This window comes from Streptomyces sp. CC224B (assembly GCF_030010595.1).
Classification (GTDB): Bacteria; Actinomycetota; Actinomycetes; order Streptomycetales; family Streptomycetaceae; genus Streptomyces; species Streptomyces longispororuber.
Map to the genome: position 1 here is coordinate 17,104 of NZ_JASCXL010000029.1, position 18,352 is coordinate 35,455.

The 18,352-nt window shown below is 75.0% G+C and carries 18 protein-coding genes; 5 read left to right on the top strand and 13 right to left on the bottom strand.

Features of this window, described 5'->3' with window-relative positions:
- Positions 1-19 precede the first annotated feature (19 nt).
- Both pcaB and pcaD read left to right on the top strand, forming a co-directional pair.
- Positions 20-1,369 carry a 3-carboxy-cis,cis-muconate cycloisomerase gene (gene pcaB, locus QK440_RS14185; RefSeq protein WP_282793434.1) on the top strand — a complete coding sequence of 450 codons (1,350 nt, stop codon included), beginning with the start codon at positions 20-22 and terminating at the stop codon, positions 1,367-1,369.
- On the top strand, positions 1,366-2,526 hold the full coding sequence (gene pcaD, locus QK440_RS14190) for a 3-oxoadipate enol-lactonase (protein WP_282793435.1): 1,161 nt from the start codon (positions 1,366-1,368) through the stop codon (positions 2,524-2,526). The genes pcaB and pcaD overlap by 4 nt, the downstream gene beginning before the upstream one ends.
- A gap of 69 nt (positions 2,527-2,595) precedes the next feature.
- Here pcaD and QK440_RS14195 read toward each other — a convergent pair whose 3' ends face one another.
- From QK440_RS14195 to QK440_RS14225, 7 genes are all read right to left on the bottom strand, one after another.
- Positions 2,596-3,576, bottom strand: a complete 981-nt coding sequence (locus tag QK440_RS14195) for a helix-turn-helix domain-containing protein (RefSeq protein WP_282793436.1) — start codon at positions 3,574-3,576, stop codon at positions 2,596-2,598.
- Positions 3,577-3,885: 309 nt separating this feature from the next.
- Positions 3,886-4,770: an SDR family NAD(P)-dependent oxidoreductase gene (locus QK440_RS14200; protein ID WP_282793437.1), complete on the bottom strand. Its 885-nt coding sequence runs from the start codon at positions 4,768-4,770 to the stop codon at positions 3,886-3,888.
- The gene (locus tag QK440_RS14205) at positions 4,767-5,918 is read right to left on the bottom strand and encodes a 2,3-butanediol dehydrogenase (protein ID WP_282793438.1); all 1,152 of its coding nucleotides are present in this window, start codon (positions 5,916-5,918) and stop codon (positions 4,767-4,769) included. The genes QK440_RS14200 and QK440_RS14205 overlap by 4 nt, the downstream gene beginning before the upstream one ends.
- Positions 5,915-7,267 (bottom strand): MFS transporter, encoded by a 1,353-nt coding sequence (locus QK440_RS14210; protein WP_282793439.1) that lies wholly within the window; start codon positions 7,265-7,267, stop codon positions 5,915-5,917. Before QK440_RS14210 ends, QK440_RS14205 begins: the two co-directional genes overlap by 4 nt.
- Before the next feature lie 33 nt (positions 7,268-7,300).
- The gene (locus tag QK440_RS14215) at positions 7,301-7,834 is read right to left on the bottom strand and encodes a 2,4'-dihydroxyacetophenone dioxygenase family protein (RefSeq protein ID WP_282793440.1); all 534 of its coding nucleotides are present in this window, start codon (positions 7,832-7,834) and stop codon (positions 7,301-7,303) included.
- Between the two features lie 216 nt (positions 7,835-8,050).
- The gene (locus QK440_RS14220) at positions 8,051-9,562 is read right to left on the bottom strand and encodes a carboxylesterase family protein (RefSeq protein WP_282793441.1); all 1,512 of its coding nucleotides are present in this window, start codon (positions 9,560-9,562) and stop codon (positions 8,051-8,053) included.
- A complete protein-coding gene (locus QK440_RS14225) occupies positions 9,559-10,533 on the bottom strand; it encodes an MBL fold metallo-hydrolase (RefSeq protein WP_282793442.1) in 975 nt (324 codons plus the stop codon). Before QK440_RS14225 ends, QK440_RS14220 begins: the two co-directional genes overlap by 4 nt.
- 253 nt (positions 10,534-10,786) lie before the next feature.
- On the opposite strand from QK440_RS14225, the gene QK440_RS14230 reads away from it, so the two are divergent.
- Positions 10,787-11,677, top strand: coding sequence for a helix-turn-helix transcriptional regulator (locus QK440_RS14230; RefSeq protein ID WP_282793443.1), 891 nt, complete (start codon positions 10,787-10,789; stop codon positions 11,675-11,677).
- Between the two features lie 24 nt (positions 11,678-11,701).
- Here the strand turns inward: QK440_RS14230 and QK440_RS14235 are convergent, their stop codons facing one another.
- Together QK440_RS14235 and QK440_RS14240 are read right to left on the bottom strand one after the other, a co-directional pair.
- A complete protein-coding gene (locus tag QK440_RS14235; RefSeq protein ID WP_282793444.1) occupies positions 11,702-12,307 on the bottom strand; it encodes a dihydrofolate reductase family protein in 606 nt (201 codons plus the stop codon).
- A 112-nt stretch (positions 12,308-12,419) separates the two neighbouring features.
- Positions 12,420-13,133, bottom strand: a complete 714-nt coding sequence (locus QK440_RS14240; RefSeq protein WP_282793445.1) for a DUF1326 domain-containing protein — start codon at positions 13,131-13,133, stop codon at positions 12,420-12,422.
- Between the two features lie 239 nt (positions 13,134-13,372).
- Here QK440_RS14240 and QK440_RS14245 point away from each other — a divergent pair, with 239 nt between their 5' ends.
- The gene (locus QK440_RS14245; RefSeq protein WP_282793446.1) at positions 13,373-14,020 is read left to right on the top strand and encodes a TetR/AcrR family transcriptional regulator; all 648 of its coding nucleotides are present in this window, start codon (positions 13,373-13,375) and stop codon (positions 14,018-14,020) included.
- A gap of 170 nt (positions 14,021-14,190) precedes the next feature.
- Here the strand turns inward: QK440_RS14245 and QK440_RS14250 are convergent, their stop codons facing one another.
- The 3 genes from QK440_RS14250 to QK440_RS14260 form a co-directional block, all read right to left on the bottom strand.
- On the bottom strand, positions 14,191-14,664 hold the full coding sequence (locus tag QK440_RS14250) for a carboxymuconolactone decarboxylase family protein (RefSeq protein WP_282793447.1): 474 nt from the start codon (positions 14,662-14,664) through the stop codon (positions 14,191-14,193).
- Positions 14,665-14,782: 118 nt separating this feature from the next.
- Positions 14,783-15,508 carry a class I SAM-dependent methyltransferase gene (locus QK440_RS14255; RefSeq protein ID WP_282793448.1) on the bottom strand — a complete coding sequence of 242 codons (726 nt, stop codon included), beginning with the start codon at positions 15,506-15,508 and terminating at the stop codon, positions 14,783-14,785.
- Positions 15,509-15,555: 47 nt separating this feature from the next.
- On the bottom strand, positions 15,556-16,242 hold the full coding sequence (locus QK440_RS14260; protein WP_282793449.1) for a response regulator transcription factor: 687 nt from the start codon (positions 16,240-16,242) through the stop codon (positions 15,556-15,558).
- Positions 16,243-16,387: 145 nt separating this feature from the next.
- On the opposite strand from QK440_RS14260, the gene QK440_RS14265 reads away from it, so the two are divergent.
- Positions 16,388-17,212, top strand: a complete 825-nt coding sequence (locus QK440_RS14265) for a class I SAM-dependent methyltransferase (protein ID WP_282793450.1) — start codon at positions 16,388-16,390, stop codon at positions 17,210-17,212.
- A gap of 31 nt (positions 17,213-17,243) precedes the next feature.
- Here QK440_RS14265 and QK440_RS14270 read toward each other — a convergent pair whose 3' ends face one another.
- Complete coding sequence (locus QK440_RS14270; protein WP_282793451.1) at positions 17,244-18,302, bottom strand: methyltransferase; 1,059 nt, start codon at positions 18,300-18,302, stop codon at positions 17,244-17,246.
- Between the last annotated feature and the right edge of the window lie 50 nt (positions 18,303-18,352).

The following is an 18,352-nucleotide window of genomic DNA, read 5'->3' on the forward strand; positions in this document are numbered from 1 at the left end:
CGACGTTCCCGGAGTTCCCGTGGCATCACCCGGCATCGACTACGGCCTCCTCGCCCCGGGGCGGGCGGGCTCCCCCGCCGAGTCCGCGACCGCCGACACCGCGTTCCTGCGGGCGCTGCTCGACGCCGAGGCGGCCCTGACCCGTGCCCAGGCGGCCCTCGGCCACGCCCCCGCCGAGGCCGCCCGGGCGATCACGGCCGCGGCCGGCTCGGCCCGCTTCGACGCCGGTGGCATCGCCCACCGCGCCCGAGGCGGCGGCAACCCGGTCATCCCGTTGGTGGCGGACCTGACGGCAGCGGTCCCCGACGCGTTCGGCCCCTACGTGCACCGCGGGGCGACCAGCCAGGACATCATGGACACCGCCACCATGCTGGTCGCGGCCCGCACCGCGGACCTCGTCCTGGAGGACCTGCGGCGCACCGAGCGGGCGCTGTCCGGCCTCGCCGCGGCCCACCGGGACACGGTGATGCCCGGCCGCACCCTGACCCAGCACGCGGTACCGACGACCTTCGGCCTCAAGGCGGCCGGCTGGCGCTCGCTGGTCCTCGACGCCCGGGACCGGCTGCGTACGGTACGCGCTTCCCTCCCCGTACAACTCGGTGGCGCCGCCGGCACCCTGGCGGCCTTCGGCGGTGACGGCGACGAGGGGGCCCCGGACACGGCGCGACGGCTCACCGCCGCCTACGCCCGCGAGACCCGCCTCGCCGCGCCGGACCTGCCCTGGCACACCCTCCGGACGCCCGTCGCGGACCTGGCGGGCGCCCTCGCGTTCACCGCGGGGGCCCTCGGCAAGGTGGCGGCCGACGTCCTCACCCTGTCCCGCACCGAGATCGCCGAGCTGTCGGAAGGCACCGACGGGGACTCCTCCGCCATGCCGCACAAGAGGAACCCGGTGCGCGCCACGCTCGTCGCCGCGGCCGCCCGCCGCGCCCCGGGCCTCGCCGCCACCCTGTACGCCTCGATGGCCGCGGAGGACGAACGCCCCGCCGGCGCCTGGCACGCGGAGTGGGAGCCGCTGCGCGACCTGCTGCGGCTTGTCGGCGGGGCCGCCCGCGACAGCGCCGAACTGGCCGAGGGCCTGCGGGTCCACCCGGACGCCATGCGCGAGCACCTGCGCCTGACGGCCGGGCTGATCGTCTCCGAGCGGCTGGCCGCCGTCCTCGCCCCGGCCCTGGGCCGGGCCCGGGCCAAGGCGCTCCTCACGGACCTCGCCGCACGCGCCCGGACCGAGGGCAGGGCACTCGCCGGGCTCCTCGCCGAACAGCCCGAACTCGACGGCTTGGACCTCGACTTCGACGACCTCACCGACCCGACGCGATACACCGGCTCCGCCGGAATCCTCACCGACCGCGCCCTGGAGCGACCTTGACCAGCACGCCGAGCACCACCCCGGACACCGGCCGGGACCGCGGACCGCTCCACCACCGCGCAGCAGGCCCGTCCACCGCCCCTCCCCTGCTCCTCGGCCCGTCGCTCGGCACCTCCACCGCCCTGTGGGACGCCGTCGCCCCCGAACTGTCCGTCACGCACCGGGTGGTGCGGTGGGACCTCCCCGGCCACGGCGGCTCCCCGGCCGACCTCATCGGCCCGGGCGCGACCGTCGGCGACCTCGCCGACCTGGTGCTCGCGCTCGCCGACTCGCTCGGCATCCACCGGTTCGCCTACGCCGGCGTCTCGCTCGGCGGAGCCGTCGGCCTGCACCTCGCCGTGCACCACCCGGAACGCGTGGAGAGCCTCGCCGTCGTCTGCTCGTCCGCCCATTTCGGCGGCTCCGCCAGGTGGGAGGAACGGGCCGCCCTGGTACGGCGCGAGGGCTTGGCCGCACTCGCCGACAGCGCGCCGTCCAGGTGGTTCACGCCCGGTTTCACCGCGCCCCGCCTCGTGGCCGACCACCGCGCGGCCGACCCGGCCGCCTATGCGGCGTGCTGCGACGCGCTCGCCGCGTTCGACATCCGCGACGGGCTCTCCTCGATCACCGCGCCCACCGTGCTCCTCGCGGGACGCGAGGACCCCGCGACTCCGCCCGCACACCTGCGGGAGATCGCCGACGCGGTACCCGGTGCCTCACTCACCGAGATCCCGGGCGCCTCCCACCTCGCACCGTGCGAGCGGCCCGAAGCCGTCCTCGCCGCGCTCCGCACCCACTTCTCGGGGGCTCCGAAGTCGGGGATGGCGGTGCGCCGCCAGGTACTCGGAGACGCGCACGTGGACCGGGCGCAGGAGCGGCAGAGCCAGTTCACCGCTCCGTTCCAGGACCTCATCTCCCGCTACGCCTGGGGGGAGGTCTGGACCGACGACACGCTCTCCCGCCGCGAGCGCAGCCTGATCACCATGACGGCCCTCGTGGCGCAGGGCCAGTACGAGGAACTGGCCCTGCACATCCGGGCGGCACGGCGCAACGGGCTGTCGCGCGACGAGATCGGCGCGGTACTGCTGCAGACGGCGGTCTACTGCGGTGTCCCGGCAGCCAACTCCGCGTTCGCCGTGGCCCAGCGCGTCCTGGCGGAGGACGACATCGGCCGGTGACGGCGGCCGCGCCGGGAGGTGCGGCCCCGGCCGGGCCCCGCGCCGGCCGCCCGCGTACCGCCGCGGTGGTCAGTCCTGGCGGCCGGGCGGGGCCGGGCGCAGCTCGCCCGGGGTCCGTCCGTACCGCTCGCGGAAGACGCGGGTGAAGTGCGACTGGCTGGCGAAGCCCCACACGTGGGCGATGTCGGCCACCGTCAGCCGCGCCGAGCCGGGGTCGGTGAGCTGCTCGTGGGCCCGCGTCAGGCGGCTTTCGAGGATGTGGCGGGAGGGGCTGAGCCCGGCCTGCCGGAAGACGCGGCTCAACTGCCGGGTGGAGACGCCCACCGCATCGGCGACGTCCTCCGCGCACAGCCGGGGGTCGGACAGGTGCTGGTCGATGTACTCCTTCGCGAGCAGCAGCCGGGCGCCCTGGTCGTCCCCGGGCCGCCCGTCCCCCACCCGGGACGCCGCGAGCGAGCGCACCAGGCCGAGGACGGTGCCCTCGATGCCCGCCGCGTCGCCGGGCTCCCGCTGGGCGAACCAGCCGGACAGCACGGACTCCAGGGCCCGCACCGCCGGGGCGTCGGCCGACGACCGCCGCCCGAAGACCAGCGGCGCCGGAAGCTCGGCGGACAGGCAGCGCTCGGCGAAGACCTCCCGGGGGATGTCGACCAGGAGCTGGCGCATGGTGGTGGGGAAACCGAGCAGGTAGGAGCGGCGGGTGTCGTACAGCACCAGGTCGCCCGCGCCGAGGCTGAGGCAGCCGCCGCTGTGGAAGAACACCGCCTGCCCGGAGACCAGCAGGGTCGCGAAGACGGAGTCCTTGGGCGTCTCCCGGCACAGCCGCGCGTTGCGCTCGATGACGTGCTCGTTCCCGGCGATGTCGGCCAGGCGCAGGCTGCCGAGGCTGACGTTGGTCTGGGTGGCGAGGAGTCCGTCGTCGGAGTACGGGGAGCAGGTCAGGCCGACCAGGGCCTGCCGGTTGTAGTCCTCCCAGAGGTCGACACGGTCCGCCTGGTCGACCGACCGTGTCGACACTCGGGAGAACACGGTGGCGGGGTGTCCGGTCAACTCGGCCTCCTTGCTGCCGTGCCGTGAGCCAGTGTCCTGCGCGCCGCGGGGGATGCGCCTTCGCAGCCGGCCCCGTCGGCCCGGACGCGCCGGGCGGGCCCCGCCGGAGCGGTTCCGCCGGGGCCGGTCCCGGCCGGGGGCCCGCGTGTGCTGTGCTCGCCAGCGAAGGGTACTCGGCGGCGCGGCTCCGGTCACGGCCCGGTGGCGGCCTCCTGTCCGGCGGCCCGGCCGGAGGACCGGGGCGGGCCGCCGGGCGGGTGCGGCGCGCACCCGGACCGGCCTGGGGGCGGCCCCGGCCGGGGCCGGGGCTCAGACCGCCGAGTAGCCACCGTCGACGGGGATCACCGCTCCGTTGACGTAGGCCGCCGCCGGGCCGCACAGGAACGCGATGACCGAGGCGACCTCCCGGGGCAGCCCGAGGCGGCCCATCGGGACGCGGGCGAGCACGGCACCGGCCGCCGCCGGGTCGTCGAGCACGCCGCGCGCCAGCGGGGTGACGACGAAGCCCGGCGCCACCGCGTTCACGCGAATGCCGTCGGACGCGTACTCGGCCGCCAGGGACCGGGTGAGCTGGGAGACGCCGCCCTTGCTGGCGCTGTAGGCGGGCCGGTCCCGGCTGCCGAACAGCGCGAACATGGACGACACGGTGACGATGGAGCCGCCGGAGCCGCCCCGGCGGGCCAGCAGCGGCCGGGCCGCCTCGCACGCCGTCATCGCCGCGCCCAGGTTGACCGCGAGGACGCGGTCCCAGGTCGCGGGCTCGTACTCGGCGCGGTCCGCACTCATGCCCGCGCAGACCACCAAGTGGTCCAGGGCGCCGGTCTCCGCGATGCGGCGGGCCAGTCCCTGCCGGTCGGTCACGTCCTGTTCGACGACGCGCACCCGCTCGTGCCGGGGCGGTTCGCCGCCGGGCGCGGGCGGCAGGCCCAGGGCGTACACCCGCGCGCCCAGCTCCGCGAGGAGTTCGGCGGTGGCGGCCCCGATGCCCGAGGTGCCGCCGGTGACCAGCGCGGTGCGGCCCGCGAAGGCGTCGGAGCCGGGGAACGGCGGGGCGGCGCCCGGCACGGGCCCGGGGAGGGGCGCGCTGCCGGACGGCGCGGTCCCCGGCGGTACGGGGCCGGACGGCGCGGCGGCGGTGCCCGTGGCGGGCGGTACGGGCCCGGTAGCGGGGCCGGTCGGTGCGCCGGTGGTCATCGGCTGTCTCCTTCCCGTCCTGCGTGCGCCGGGGCCGCCCGGGTGTGCTCCACCGAGGCCGGGGCCGTCCGGGTGTGCTCCGCCGATACCGGGGCCGAGGGCGACACCAGGATCTTGATCTGGTCGCCGCCGCCGTCAAGGAGCGACGAGAACCCCTCGCGCACCACGTCGACGAGGGCGATGACGGACGTCACCACGGGTCGGAGGTCCAGGCCCTCCGACCCGACGAGCCGGATCAGCTCCGGGTAGGTGTCCCGGTAGCCGACGCTGGCCACGATCGCGTGCTCGTTGTCCACCAGCGCGGAGGAGTCGAAGCTGACGCGGCGCCCAAGTCCCACGAGCACCGTCCGCCCGCCGCGGCGGGTCGCCGCCAGGCAGGTGTTCAGGGCCGCCTGGGAGCCGACCACCTCGAAGGCCACGTCGGCGCCCTCGCCGCCGCAGGCGGCACGCACCCGGAGCCCCGCGTCCCCCTCCCCGGCGTCCCGTGCGTCCACCACCTCGGTCGCGCCGAGGCGCGCCGCGAGGCCGAGCCGGGCCGGGTTGACGTCGGCGGCGACGATCCGCCGGGTGCCCCGCCGCGCGGCGAGCAGCACGGTCAGCAGCCCGACGGGGCCCAGGCCCACGACGGCCACGCTGTCGGCGTCGCCGCCGCGCCGCAGCGCGTGCAGCGCGACCGAGGCCGGTTCGAAGAGGGCCGCCTGCTCCAGTGGCACCCCGTCGGGCAGCCGGTGCGCCATGTACGAGGGCACCGTCGCGTACTCGGCAAGACCGCCGTGGCCCATGAGACCGGCGAAGCCGAAGTGGCGGCAGATGTTGTACTCGCCCGCCCGGCAGCGCGGGCAGGTGCCGCAGCGGTAGTGCGGTTCGACCGCGACGCGGTCGCCCGCCGCGAGGCCCCGCACGGCCGGGCCCACGGCGGTGACCGTGCCGCAGAACTCGTGCCCGAGGACGAGGGGGGCGCGGGCGCCCGAGGCCGGGTGGGCCCGGCTGACCGGCACCGAGTGCGGGCCGTCGGCGTACTCGTGCAGGTCGCTGCCGCAGATCCCGCAGTACGCCACCGCGAGCAGCACCTCGTCCGGGCCCGGCGGGGTCACCTCCCGCTCGGTGACGCGTACGTCGCGCGCTCCGTACCAGACCGCGGCCTTCACAGCGCGCCCTCCGAGGTGGAGACCGGCGTGGCGCCGGGTGCGGGCCCGGCGTCGGCGCCCCTGCGGCGCAGCACCGCGGGGGCGGTCTCCCGCAGCCCCAGCGCGAGCAGGACCACGGCGACGGCGCCGCCGGAGGAGATGAACATCGCCGCGTCCAGACCCCAGACGTCCGCGGCGAGACCGGCGACCAGGGGGCCGATGAACCCGCCCGCCAGCTCGCCGACGCCCATGACCAGGCCGAGGGCGACGGTCAGCGTCCGGCGCGGCACGGTCTCGGCGGGAATGGTCGCCATGATCAGTGTGAAGCAGCCCAGACCGGTGTAGGTGAGCACCACGACGGCGCCGAGCAGCACCGGGTCGTCGACGTACACCACGGCCAGCGGGCACAGCGCCGCCACGACGGTGAAGGCGATGAGCGCGCCCCGCCGGCCGATCCGGTCGGACACCGCCGGGGTGAGGAAGCCCCACAGCACCCAGGCCACGCCGAAGCAGGTCATGACGTGGCTCATCGTGCCGGATGAGAAGCCCTTCTCGTCCTCCAGGTAGGTGGGCGTGAAGGTGATGATGACCGTGAACCAGGTCAGGTAGCAGCAGGCCGCCAGGGCGCACAGCACGATGTTGCGGTGCGCGAGGACCTCCCGCAGCACCTCGCGCAGCGGGGGTGCGGCCTCCTCCCGCGCGGTGGCGTCCGATGCGTCGGGGAGTACCGGTACGGGCGGGTGCTCGCGCACCGACCGCGCGATCCAGACGGCGATCAGCAGCCCGGGGACGATGGTCACCAGGAACGCCGTCCGCCAGGTGTGGTGCTCGGCGATCCAGACCACGACCAGCGGGGCGACGATGCCGCCGAGCAGCCCCGCCGACGACCCCTGGAGCAGGCCCATGTTCAGGCCGCGCCGGCGCTCCCGCGAGGCCTCCACCATCAGCGACTGCGCCAGCGGGAGGACCGCGCCCTCCGCCAGGCCCATCAGGGCCCTGGCGATCAGCAGCCCGGCGAAGCCGGTCATCAGCCCGCCCGCCGCGGAGAAGCAGGAGAACAGCACGACGGCGGCGATCAGGACCGGGCGGCGGCCGTACCGGTCCGCCAGCCTGCCGCAGACAAGACCCGACAGTGCCCACGTGAGCGCCAGCACACCGGACAGGACGCCCAGGGCCGTGTGCGAGAGGTGGAAGTCGTCGGAGATGAACGGGGCGAGGAAGGTCAGCGCCTGGCGGTCGAAGAAGACGAAGCCGAACGCCGCGAAGAGGACGAGCAGCAGACGGTGCTCGTAGCGGCGGGCCTCGGCGTCCCCGGGTGCCGCCACCGGGTCCGGCGCCGCGGCGCCGGGCCGGGAAGGGGTTCTGGTCATGGCGACCTCGTGTCGGGTTCTCGACGCTGCCGGTCAGCGGAACAGGGAGTTGACGTAGTCGGCGCCGATGCCGACCTCGTCGTAGTGGCGGCGGCACATCTCGATGTAGTCGTGCACGTCGAAGAAGCCGGTGGGCTCGCCGTTCTCGTCCAGCCAGATGAGCGGGCCCTTGACGATGAAGAGCGCCTTCATGGGCTGCTCGCTCTCGTACGCGACCAGGGTGTGGCCCTCGCCCGGGGCCTCGTACACGAAGTCACCGGCGCTCGCCGTCCAGGGCCGCTCCAGGTAGCCCCACTTGCCGGAGATGGTGTACGCGAACACCTCGTGCGGGTGGTAGTGGCGGTTGACCAGACCCGCCTCCTTGGCCCGCAGGATGTCGGACCACGTGTTGTCCTTCACGTTGATCCACAGCGGGCGGGAGCTGACGGTGTCGGTGAAGGGCGCGTAGTAGCGGTCGTCGTCGGTGGCGGCGTCGGAGAGGTAGACCTCCGGCAGCGCGTCCGGCTTGAACGAGTTCTCGATCGGCTTGAGGTTCTTCCAGAACTCGTTCTTCGGCTGCTCGGGCATGCGACGGGCTCCCTCGGCTCGTTCATCGGGTGGTTGGCTGGAAGTCAATCCCGCGCCGCATGCCTTGTCTGTCCCGTACGGGACACCCTTCTTTGCCTGTTCCGGACGTCCACCCCGACCTCACTGCCCGAAACCGCCGCCCGCCCGCCACGGGAGCCCGTGCGCCACGGGGGAGCCCCCGGGTGGGCCGATGCCCGCGGGCGTACGGGTCCCGGCCTACGTCCGGTCGCCGCCGATGCGTGTGACCGTCCCGCCTTCCCCGTCGTACGCCTCCCAGCCCGGGTCGCCCGTCCTGGCGAACCGGAGCCAGGTCCCGCGCACGTGCTCGGACAGCGTGGCCAGCGCGGCCGCCGCGGCCGGTGCCGGGGCCGGGCCGAGGAGGCCGTGCTCGCCGTACAGTTCGGGCAGGCCGGTCCGGCCGAAGACGAAGGGCAGCTCGACGGTGTGGGCGGCGCCCAGCAGCCCGTCGACGGCGGGTGAGCGCCAGGTGAACTCGTAACGGCGGGTCCGGGAGGGGGCCTTGGCCGCGTGCGCGTCGGCCAGGGCCCTGGTGCCAGCCCCGAACAGCGCCTCGCCCAGTACGGCGGACCGCAGTTCGCCGGAGGACGCCCCGGGCCGGGCCGCGCGAGAGGCGGCGAGGAGTTCCGCGGGCCGCGGGTGTGCCCGGGCGGCGGTCGCCTCGACGTCGGCGGCGGTCGAGGCCGCGTAGGCGCCCTGGGGCACGAGGTAGAGGTTGCCTTCCTGCGCGGTGGTGCCGATGAGGAGGTCGGTGTCGACCGTGCCGGGGTGGGCGGCGAGGGCGTGCGCGGGCTGGGTGTCGAGCACCAGGCCGAGCGGGCTGAGGCCGGCGAGCGGGTCGGGGCGGGTCGCCGTGCGCAGGTCGATGCCCGTCAGCGCCGGGACGACGCCGACGAGGCGTTCGTCGGGGACGGCGGCGAAGGCCTCGGCGCGGGGTGCGACGCCGAGCGCGTCCGCCGCGGCCCGGGTGACGCGGGCGGCCTGCTCCCCGCTGAACGCCCCGAGGCCGCTGCCGCTCTGCACGATGGCGCGCCGGAAGAGGCCCCTGGCCGCGGGGTCCGCGAGGAGCGCGCCCACGAGCGTGGCCCCGGCGGACTGCCCGAAGACGGTCACCGCCCGGGGGTCCCCGCCGAAGGCGGCGATCTCGTCGCGTACCCAGCGCAGGGCGGCGAGTACGTCCAGGAGTCCGCGGTTCGCGGGTGCCCCCGGCAGGTCGAGGAACCCTGGGACACCGAGACGGTAGTCGAGGGTCACCAGCACGCATCCGTCCCGGGCGAGCGCCGAGCCGTCGTACAGCGACGCCCGCGAGGACCCGGCGACGAAGCCGCCGCCGTGGACGAAGACGAGGACCGGCAGGGGGTGTCCGGAGGGTGGTGCCTGGGTTCCGGGTGGTGCCGCCGTGGTTCCGGGAAGTGCCGCCGGAGTGCGCACGTCGACGGTGAGGTAGTCGTCGCCGCGGATCCAGCCGGGCCCGAAGTAGGGCGACATGTCGAGGGAGCCGAGGCGGCGCTCGCCCTGCGGAGCGGTCGGGCCCGGCGCGGTGGCGTCCCGTACGCCGTTCCACGCCTCGTGCGGCTCGGGTGCGGCGAACCGCGCGGCGCCGAGCGGCGGCGCGGCGTACGGGATGCCGAGGAAGGTGGCGACGCCGTCGTGGACGAACCCGCGCACCGGGCCCTTCGTGGTGCCGACCACCGGACGCGTCGAGGTCACGGGGCCACCCCCGCCTCGCCCGTGGGCAGCGCGCGGCTCAGGGGCGCCCACGTCCTGACGGCGAACGCGCTCGCCGTGCGTTCGACCTCCAGGCCGCCGTGGCCCCCGAAGTGGGCGGGGAAGACCAGGGCGCGGTGGTCGGCGGCCCACCCGAGCAGCCGCCGCCGGCTGGCGCGGGCACCGGCCGGGTCCTCGCAGAAGCAGCTGTTGCAGTCCGGCCGCACCACCTGCGCCGGTGAGTGCAGCAGGTCCCCGGCGAACACGGCCCGGTCCGTGCCCGACTCCAGTGTCACCACGGACGAGCCGGGGGTGTGTCCGGCGGCGAGGTCGAGCCGCAGGTTGCCGTCGATGCGGTGGCTGCCTTCCCACAGCAGCGTCTGCCCGGCCTCGTGGACGGGGGCGACACTGTCCTCGAAGACGTTCTGGTTCCCGCGCCCGAGGACGGAGCGGCGTTCGTTCGCCGGGTTCCAGAAGTCGAAGTCGTCGCGGGCCATCAGGTAGACGGCGCGCGGGAACGTCGGGACCCAGCTGCGCCCTTCCAGGCGGGTGTTCCAGCCCACGTGGTCCACGTGGAGGTGGGTGTTGACGACGACGTCCACGTCCTGCGGGGTGATGCCCGCGGCCGCGAGGCGGTCCAGATAGCCGGTGTTCCGGTGCCCCCAGACGGGGCTGTAGGGGCGCTCCTTGTGATCGCCCGCACCGGTGTCGATGAGGACGGTCCTGCCCTCGCTGCGCACGACCCAGGTCTGGGTGGCCGCCTTGATGACGCCCGTGGCGCCGTCCACGAAGTCGGGGCGCAGCCAGGCGGCCTCCTCCCCCTCCCAGGCGTCGGCGGGGATGCCGGGGACGAAGGCCTCGGGCCTCAGGCCGACCGGCCCGTAGAACTCGAGGATCCGGGTGACGGAGACGTCGCCGAGCTCGATGGTCTGGCTCACCGGTGCGGGGGGCGCGCCCGCCGGTGCGGGGGACACGCTCGCCGGGGTGTGGGAGTGGCCGCCCGGTGTGCGGGACGGGTGCGCCTGTGTCGGGGACGGGGCCGCCTGTGTCGGGGACGGGTCCGCCTGTGCGGGGGACGGGCTCGTTGCCGTGTACGCCGCTGAGGGCGTCGGTTGCGTGGTCACGGGCCCAGCCTGGGGCGGGCCGGGACGCGGTAGCCACACCCGCCGGTGCCTACCCCTCGCAGGGGCAGGCTCGCCACCACGCCCCGGCGCGATACTGGCCCGCATGGACGGACAGAGTCAGCTCGGTGCCTTCCTCCAGGCCCGCCGGTCACGGCTGCGCCCCGACGACATCGGGCTCAGGACCTACGGCGAGCGGCGCCGCGTACCGGGTCTGCGCCGTGAGGAGCTGGCGCTGCTCGCGGGAGTCAGCACCTCGTACTACACACGGCTCGAACAGGGGCAGTCCCACAACGCCTCCCCGGAGGTCCTGGACGCCCTCGCCCGCGCGCTCGGCCTGGACGAGGTCGAGCGCCGGCACCTGCACGACCTGGGGGCGGGCGCCGCGAAGCGGCACAAAGGGCTGCGCCGGCCGCCCCCGGAACACGTCGGCGACGCCACCCGGGACCTCCTCGACGCCCTCGCCCACGTGCCGGCCGTGGTTCTCGGCCGCCGCGCCGACGTGCTGGCCTGGAACGCCCTCGGCCACGCCCTCTTCGCCGGGCACCTGCCCGCCGACGGGCCCGACCAGGTGCCGGCACGGCCCAACATGGCGGCGCTCGTCTTCCTCGACCCCGATGTCCGCGCCCTCTACGACGACTGGGAGACCAAGGCGAGGTCGGTGGTCGCCAACCTCCGCGAGGTGGTGGGGCGCCACCCCGACGACGCCCGGCTCGCCTCGCTGATCGGCGAACTGACCATGAAGAGCACCGAGTTCGGCCGCCTGTGGGCGGACCACCGGGTGCGTCCCTGCGATACCGCCCCGTACGCCCTGCACCATCCGTTGATCGGCGCCGTCACGGTCACCCAGCAGGCGCTGCGCACCGCGGACGACCAGACCGTCGTGGTCGCCCACACCGCTCCGGGCTCCCCCTCCCGAGCGGCCCTCGCGCTCCTGGCCGACCGGGGCACACGCCCGGCGGCAGGGCAGCGCCCTGGCTGCCCTGCCGCCAGGTGACCTCGTCGGCCGACGGGGCGACGGTCACGCAGGGGCGCCGAGCGGCGGGTGTTCGAGCACGCGGGGCTTGTACTCGACGAGCTGGATGCGGCCGTCGAAGGTGCGGTGCTCGGTCATCTCGAGGGCAACGTCCGGATAGCCGTCGTAGATGCGTTCCTCGCCCGTGGCCCCGGTGATCACCGGGAACATCACGACCCGGAAGCGGTCGACGAGTCCGGCCCGCAGCAGGGACCGGCACAGGCTGAGGCTGCCGATCGTGCTGAGGAGCCCCGAGCCGCTCGACTTCATGGCGCGGACCGTCTCGACGGCGTCGTCACGTACGAGCGTGGAGTTGGCCCAGGTCAGCGGCTCCTCGAGCGAGGAGGAGAACACCACCTTGGACGCCCGCGTGAGCTCGTCGACGGACGACTGCTCCTCGGGCCTGAACTCGTCCTGGCCGTCCGGCACCTCACCCGCGGCGAAGCCCGACATCAGGCGGTAGGTGTTCGCTCCCATCAGGTAGGTGGCCCCGGGCTGATCGCCGAGCCACGCGAGGTACTCCGGACCCTCCAGGCCCCAGAACCCGGGCCACCCCTCCCCCGACGCGTGGCCGTCGAGGGAGGTGATGAAGTCGACGAGAAGCTCCGACATGGCAATGTCCTTTCTCACGAGTCTCACGAGTGTCACGAGCTTGGACCGGCCGGGAGCCACGAACTCATCGGGCGCGGGACGACGGAACGCGCGGGGTCCGGCGCCGCTCGGGTCAGGGGCGCCAGTCGAAGGGGAAGTGCTTGCTCGACCCGCCCCGGTAGGCGTGCGAGAAGTCGAAGCCCTCGGCGTGGTCGCGGTCCACGACGCCCCAGGTGGCGATCTGCCCCGGCCCCACCTCGGCGCCCGGCGCGTTGACGAGCTGGACCCGGCGTGCGGGGTCGGCGGTGGGGCCGGTGAGGGCGGTGGCGCCGACAGCGACCTTGCCGTCGACGTCGGCCCGCCAGTACGACAGGTCCTCGGCGGCGTCGAAGTGCACGGGCGCGTACTGGATGTCGCGCAGTTCGCTGATGAGCGAGCCGAACTCGCCCGGCCAGCCGCCGACGTGTCCCGCGAAGATCCGCTCCAGCGCGTCGCGCTGGGCGGCGTCGCCCTTGGCGTCGATGTAGAGCATCACCTTCATCGTGGCGTCCGGGTCCCCGACCCACATGTTGCCGGTGAACTCGCCGAGCGCGACCACGCCGAGGCCGTCCAGCCGTACGTCCCCGAAGTGCCCCTCGTGGACCTGCCAGACGAGGGTGAACAGGCAGTCCCCGTGGGTCGGGGCCTGCGCGAAGGTGCAGGGGCAGGGCAGCGCGCAACTGCACACGTCGAACCACTCGCCCCGCAGGTGCCAGTCGGGCAGCGTGCCGTCGCTTCCCGTGCTTCCCGCCCGTACGACGGCGGGGGTGACGGGAGTGGTCCGTGGGCCGGCGGTGGTGGTGCACATGGTGAGTTCCTCCTGGGTCGAGGGGCGTTCGTGGCGCCCACATCGTGAGGTGTATACCCCCCGGGGGTATGCACCGCCAACAAGAGAGGACGCTAGAGCCCGCACCCTGTAGGCGTCAAGTACCCCTAGGGGGTATGTACTTCATACATATATGCGCTCCTGCGTCACAACCACGCTCCCTGATAGCCTCTAACGAAATCTGCACGATCTAGCCGGGCAGGCGGGAAAGGCGGCACGCCATGGCGGAGAAGAGCCCGCAGGGTCCCCGCGAGCGCTACCGCGCGCAGGTGCGCGCGGAGATCAAGGAGCACGCCCGGGAGCAGATCGCCACGGCGGGGGCGTCCGCGCTGTCGCTGAACGCGATCGCCAAGCAGATGGGGATGAGCGGCCCCGCCCTCTACCGGTACTTCGCCGGCCGCGACGAGCTGATCACCGAACTCGTCCGGGACGCGTACCGGAGCCTCGCCGACGCCTTCCGCGCGGCCGCCGCCCCCGAAGGCGACGCGGCCGGGCTCGCGCACGCCCTGCGCGACTGGGCCCTGGCGGACCCCCAGCGGTACTTCCTCGTCTACGGCACGCCCGTGCCCGGCTACCGCGCGCCCGACGACGTCACCCGGATCGCCGCCGAGATCATGGCGACCCTGCTCGACGCCTTCACGCCGCCGCCCCCGGGCGGCCCCGGGGGGCCGCTCCAGGAGCACCTCGCGGGGCACCGGGACTGGGCGGGCGACCACCCCGCGCCGCCCGCGGCCCTGCGCCGCGCCCTGGCCTTCTGGACCCGGCTGCACGGCGCGCTGTCCCTGGAACTCGCGGGCCACTTCAGCGGGATGGGGTTCGACCCCGCCGTGCTCTTCGCGGCCGAGCTGGACAGCGTCCTGGAGCACTGACCGGGCCGGAGGCCAACGGCCCGGCCGGGACGACCGGGCTGGTCAGGCTAGCTGGACGACCGGGACGACCGGGCCGGAGGCGAACGGGCCCGGTGGCCCGTCCGCCTCCGGCGCCATGGACCGGTCCGCCCCCGTCGCCGCGCACCGGTCCGCCCCCGTCGGCGGGCCCGTCAGCCGAACTGGCCGGGCTGGTAGTCACCCGCGGGGGTCTGGAGCGCGACGTTGCCGCGGTTGAAGGCGTTGATGACGGTGACGACGCCCACCAGGGCGCCGAGCTGCTCCTCGTCGTAGTGCTTGGCGGCGTTCGCCCACACCGCGTCGGGGACACCGCCGGCCGCGTCGGCGATGCGGGTCGCCTCCTCCGCGAACTCCAGCGCCGCGCGCTCGGCCTCGGTGAACACCGTGGCCTCCCGCCAGGCCGCGACCAGGTTGAGCCGCTCCACGGACTCCCCGGCGTGCACGGCGTCCTTGAAGTGCATGTCGGTGCAGAAGCCGCAGCCGTTGATCTGGCTGGCGCGGAGCTTCACCAGCTCCTGCGTCGAGCGGGGCAGGGTCGACTCCTCAAGCACCTTGTTGGCGGCGACAATGTGCTTGAAGACCTTGCCGAGGACCGGGTTGGTGAAGGGGTTCAGGCGCGCTTCCATGATCTGCTCCATCGTGTCGGCCGGTGGTTCCACCCATACGACGGACCGCCGCCGCCGGATGTGACACGGCCTCCTGTGACCTGCGTCTCCCCCGTCGCCCCCCTCTCCGGCGGACGGGTCAGGAGCGTCGCGCGAGGAAGACGAACTCCCTGCCCGGCCGGTCGGGGGCGTCGCGTACGTCCTCCACGGTGTAGCCGTGAGCGGCCAGGTCGCCCTCGACCTCGTCCCGCTCGCGGAAGCGCAGCGTCGAGTCCGAGGTCAGCACCTGCCCGTCGGCGGCGAACACGTAGGTCCACCGGAACGTCACCAGCGGCAGGCTCACCTCGACCAGCTCGGCCCAGGACTCGACGGCGCCGACACCGGGGATCTCCGTGACGCCGTGGGTGCGCTCGCGGTTCCACCCCTCCCAGGCGCGCCGCGCCGGGTCCCGCGTCTCGAACACCAGGCGCCCGCCGGGGCGCAGGGCCTCGCGCACCCCCCGCAGCGTCCCGCTCCAGGCCGCCGCGCCGGTGAGGTGCTGGGCGACGTTCGCCGTCATCGTCGCGAGGTCGGCCCGCAGCGGCGGCAGGTCCGTGGCGTCGCCGTGGATCCAGCGCACCCGCTCACCGCCCGGCTTGGCCCGGGCGACGTCGAGGGACGCCCGGGCGGGATCCACGCCGACGACCTCCACCCCGCGATCCGCCAGGAGCAGGGCGAACACCCCGGTGCCGCAGCCGACGTCCAGCACCCGGCGCGCCCCGGACTCCCGCGCGCACCCGAGGTAGAGGTCGAGGTCGCTGCGGTCCGGGTCGAGCCGGTCGTAGAGCGCGGCGAGCCGCGGATGCCCGTAACTCTCGTCTGCCATGGGCTCCAACGTATCCGCGGCCCCTCACGGACCACAGGGCGCCCTCGTCAACAGCCCTGCCGGTCCGCCCCGTTCGCGCCCGGCCCCGTCAGCCCGACCTCGTACGCGAGGATGATGGCCTGGGCCCGGTCCCGCAGCGCCAGCTTGGACAGGATGGCGTTGACGTGGGACTTGACCGTGGCGCGGCCGATGCCGAGGACCTGGGCGATCTCCGGGTTGCTCAAGCCCCGGGCCAGCTCGCGCAGTACGTCCGTCTCGCGCGCGGTGAGGGCGTCGAGGCGGCCGTCGGGCCGGGGGCGCGGGGACACGGCGCCGGAGGCGAAGGCGTCGACGAGCCGGCGCGTGACGGCCGGGGCGAGCAGCGCCTCGCCGGCGGCCACGGCGCGGATGGCGTCGACGAGTTCTCCCGGTTCGCAGTCCTTCAGGAGGAAGCCGGAGGCGCCGCCGCGCAGGGCGGAGAACACGTACTCGTCGCGGCGGAAGGTGGTCAGCACCAGGACCCGCGCCGGCGGGTCCAGGGCCGTCAGCCGCCGGGTGGCCTCCAGGCCGTCCATGCCCGGCATGCGGACGTCCATCAGGACCACGTCGGGGCGGTGCGCGCGGGCCAGGGCGACGGCCTCGGCGCCGTCCGCCGCCTGCCCGACCACCACCAGGTCCGGTTCGGCGTCGACGACGGCCGCGAAGCCCGCGCGCACCACCGCCTGGTCGTCCACCACGAGCACCCGGACCGCCATCTCTCCCCCTCCCCCGCCGCCTGCGGGGCCGCCGCCCCCGTACGCCGGTGACCATTACAGCGCAGGACCGCGCCCCGCGCCCCCGGGGACCGGGACGGAGACGGAGACAGGGACGGGGACAGGGACGGGTGGCTACGGTGGTCCGATGCGCCGGTACGACCCCCGCCAGGACGGCCTCGCCCCGGAGGGCTTCGCTCGGGACGCCCTCGGCCCGAACACCCAGCCCCGGGACGCCTCCGACCCAAACGCCTGCGGTCGGAACGACCCCGACCGGGGCGACCCGGACCGGAACGAGCCAGGCCGGGACGCCCCGGGCCGGAACGACCCGGACCGGAACGCCGCAGCCGGGGACGCCCCCGGCCGGGACGACCTCTCGCCGTACTGGAACACCAACGTCGCCCGGCACCCGGACATCCTCCGGGCGGTCCCGCGGGGCTGCCGGGACGCCCTGGACGTGGGCTGCGGCGACGGGCTGCTGGCGCGGAAGCTGGCCGGGCGGGCCGAGCGCGTCACCGGCATCGACGACGCGCCGGAGATGATCGCCCGCGCCCGCGGGCTCGCCCGCGGCCGGCCGGGGCTCACCTTCGTCGAGGGCGACTTCCTCGCCGCGGAGCTGCCCGCCGAGGGCTACGACTTCGTCTGCTCCGTGTCGGCCGTCCACCACATGGACTTCGCGGCGGCCCTGACCCGCATGCGGGAACTCCTGCGCCCCGGCGGCACGTTGATGGTGGTGGGCCTCGCCCGCTCGGCGGGCCCGGCGGAGTGGGCCGTGACCGTCGCGGCCGCCCCGGCCGTGCGCCTCACGAAGCTGGTGCGCCGCGCCCGCACGCCCGACGGGATGCCGCTCGCCGCCCCGCCGCTGAGCTACGGGCAGGTGCGGGCCGCGGCGCGACGGATCCTGCCGGGGGTGCGCTATCGGCGGCACGTCCTCCGCCGGTACTCGCTGTCCTGGCGGAAACCCGGTCCGTGAGGCCGCTGCCCCGGGGGCGGGCGCCCGCCCCTCACGCCGTGGCGGCCTCCGCCTCGATGGCGTGGAAGGCGTTGCCCTCGCCGAGCGGCGTGACCGAGGTGACCGTCAGGCCCGCGCGGGCGCACACCTGCGTGAACTCGTCGCGGGTGCGCTCCCGGCCGCCCACGTTCACCAGCATGTTGAGGTCGCTCAGGTACGTGAGACCGCCGTTGGGTCCGGCGACCACGTCGGGCAGGACGGGCTCCACGATGAGGACCCGCCCGCCGGGCGGCAGGACCGCGCGGCAGTGGCCGAGCAGGGTGACCACCCGGTCGTCCGGCCAGTCGTGCACGATGCTCTTGAGCAGGTAGAGGTCGGCGCCCTCGGGAACCGACGTGAAGAAGTCCCCGGCCACCAGGGAGCACCGCTCGGCGACGCCGTGCCGCGCCAGGTTCCCGGCGGCCTGCGCCAGCCCCTCCTCGGTGTCGTACAGGATGCCGGACAGCTTCGGATGGGCGCCGAGCACCCCGGCCAGGAGGGTGCCGTCACCGCCGCCGACGTCGGCGACCGTGGTGAAGCGGCCGAAGTCGTAGGCGTCCGGCAGGTGCGCGGCGGTGACCCTGGTGCCCTGGCTCATCGCCGCGTTGAACTGCGCGGACAGCTCCGGGTCGTCCTTGAGGTGGGCGAAGAACTCCTTGCCGAACACCTTGGTGAAGGTCGTCCCGCCGGTCCGTACGCCCTCGTCCAGGTGCTCCCAGGCGCGCAGCATCGCCGGCTCGGTGAACATGCCCACCAGCGCCGCCATCGAGTCGGGGCGCCCCGTGTCGAGGAGCCGGCCGGCGGACGTCACCGCGAAGACCCCCGGAGCGCGCTCCTCCAGGACGCCGAGGCCCGCCAGGGCGCGCAGCAGCCGGTACATGGCCTGGGGCTGCGCGCCCGCGTCCGCGGCCACCTCGGCGGCCCGCCGCTCCTCGTCGCCGAGGAGTTCGACCACGCGCAGCCGCAGCGCCGCGCGCAGCGTCTGGGCCGCCATGCTCCCGAGGACGAGCTGGACCACGTGTGCGCGGTCCGCGCCGCCCGCCCCCAGGGTTGCGTCGTTCGTGTCCGCCACCGCTGCCTCCCCATCTCCGCTCCGGACGCGCGCCTTCCCCCGCGAGCCGC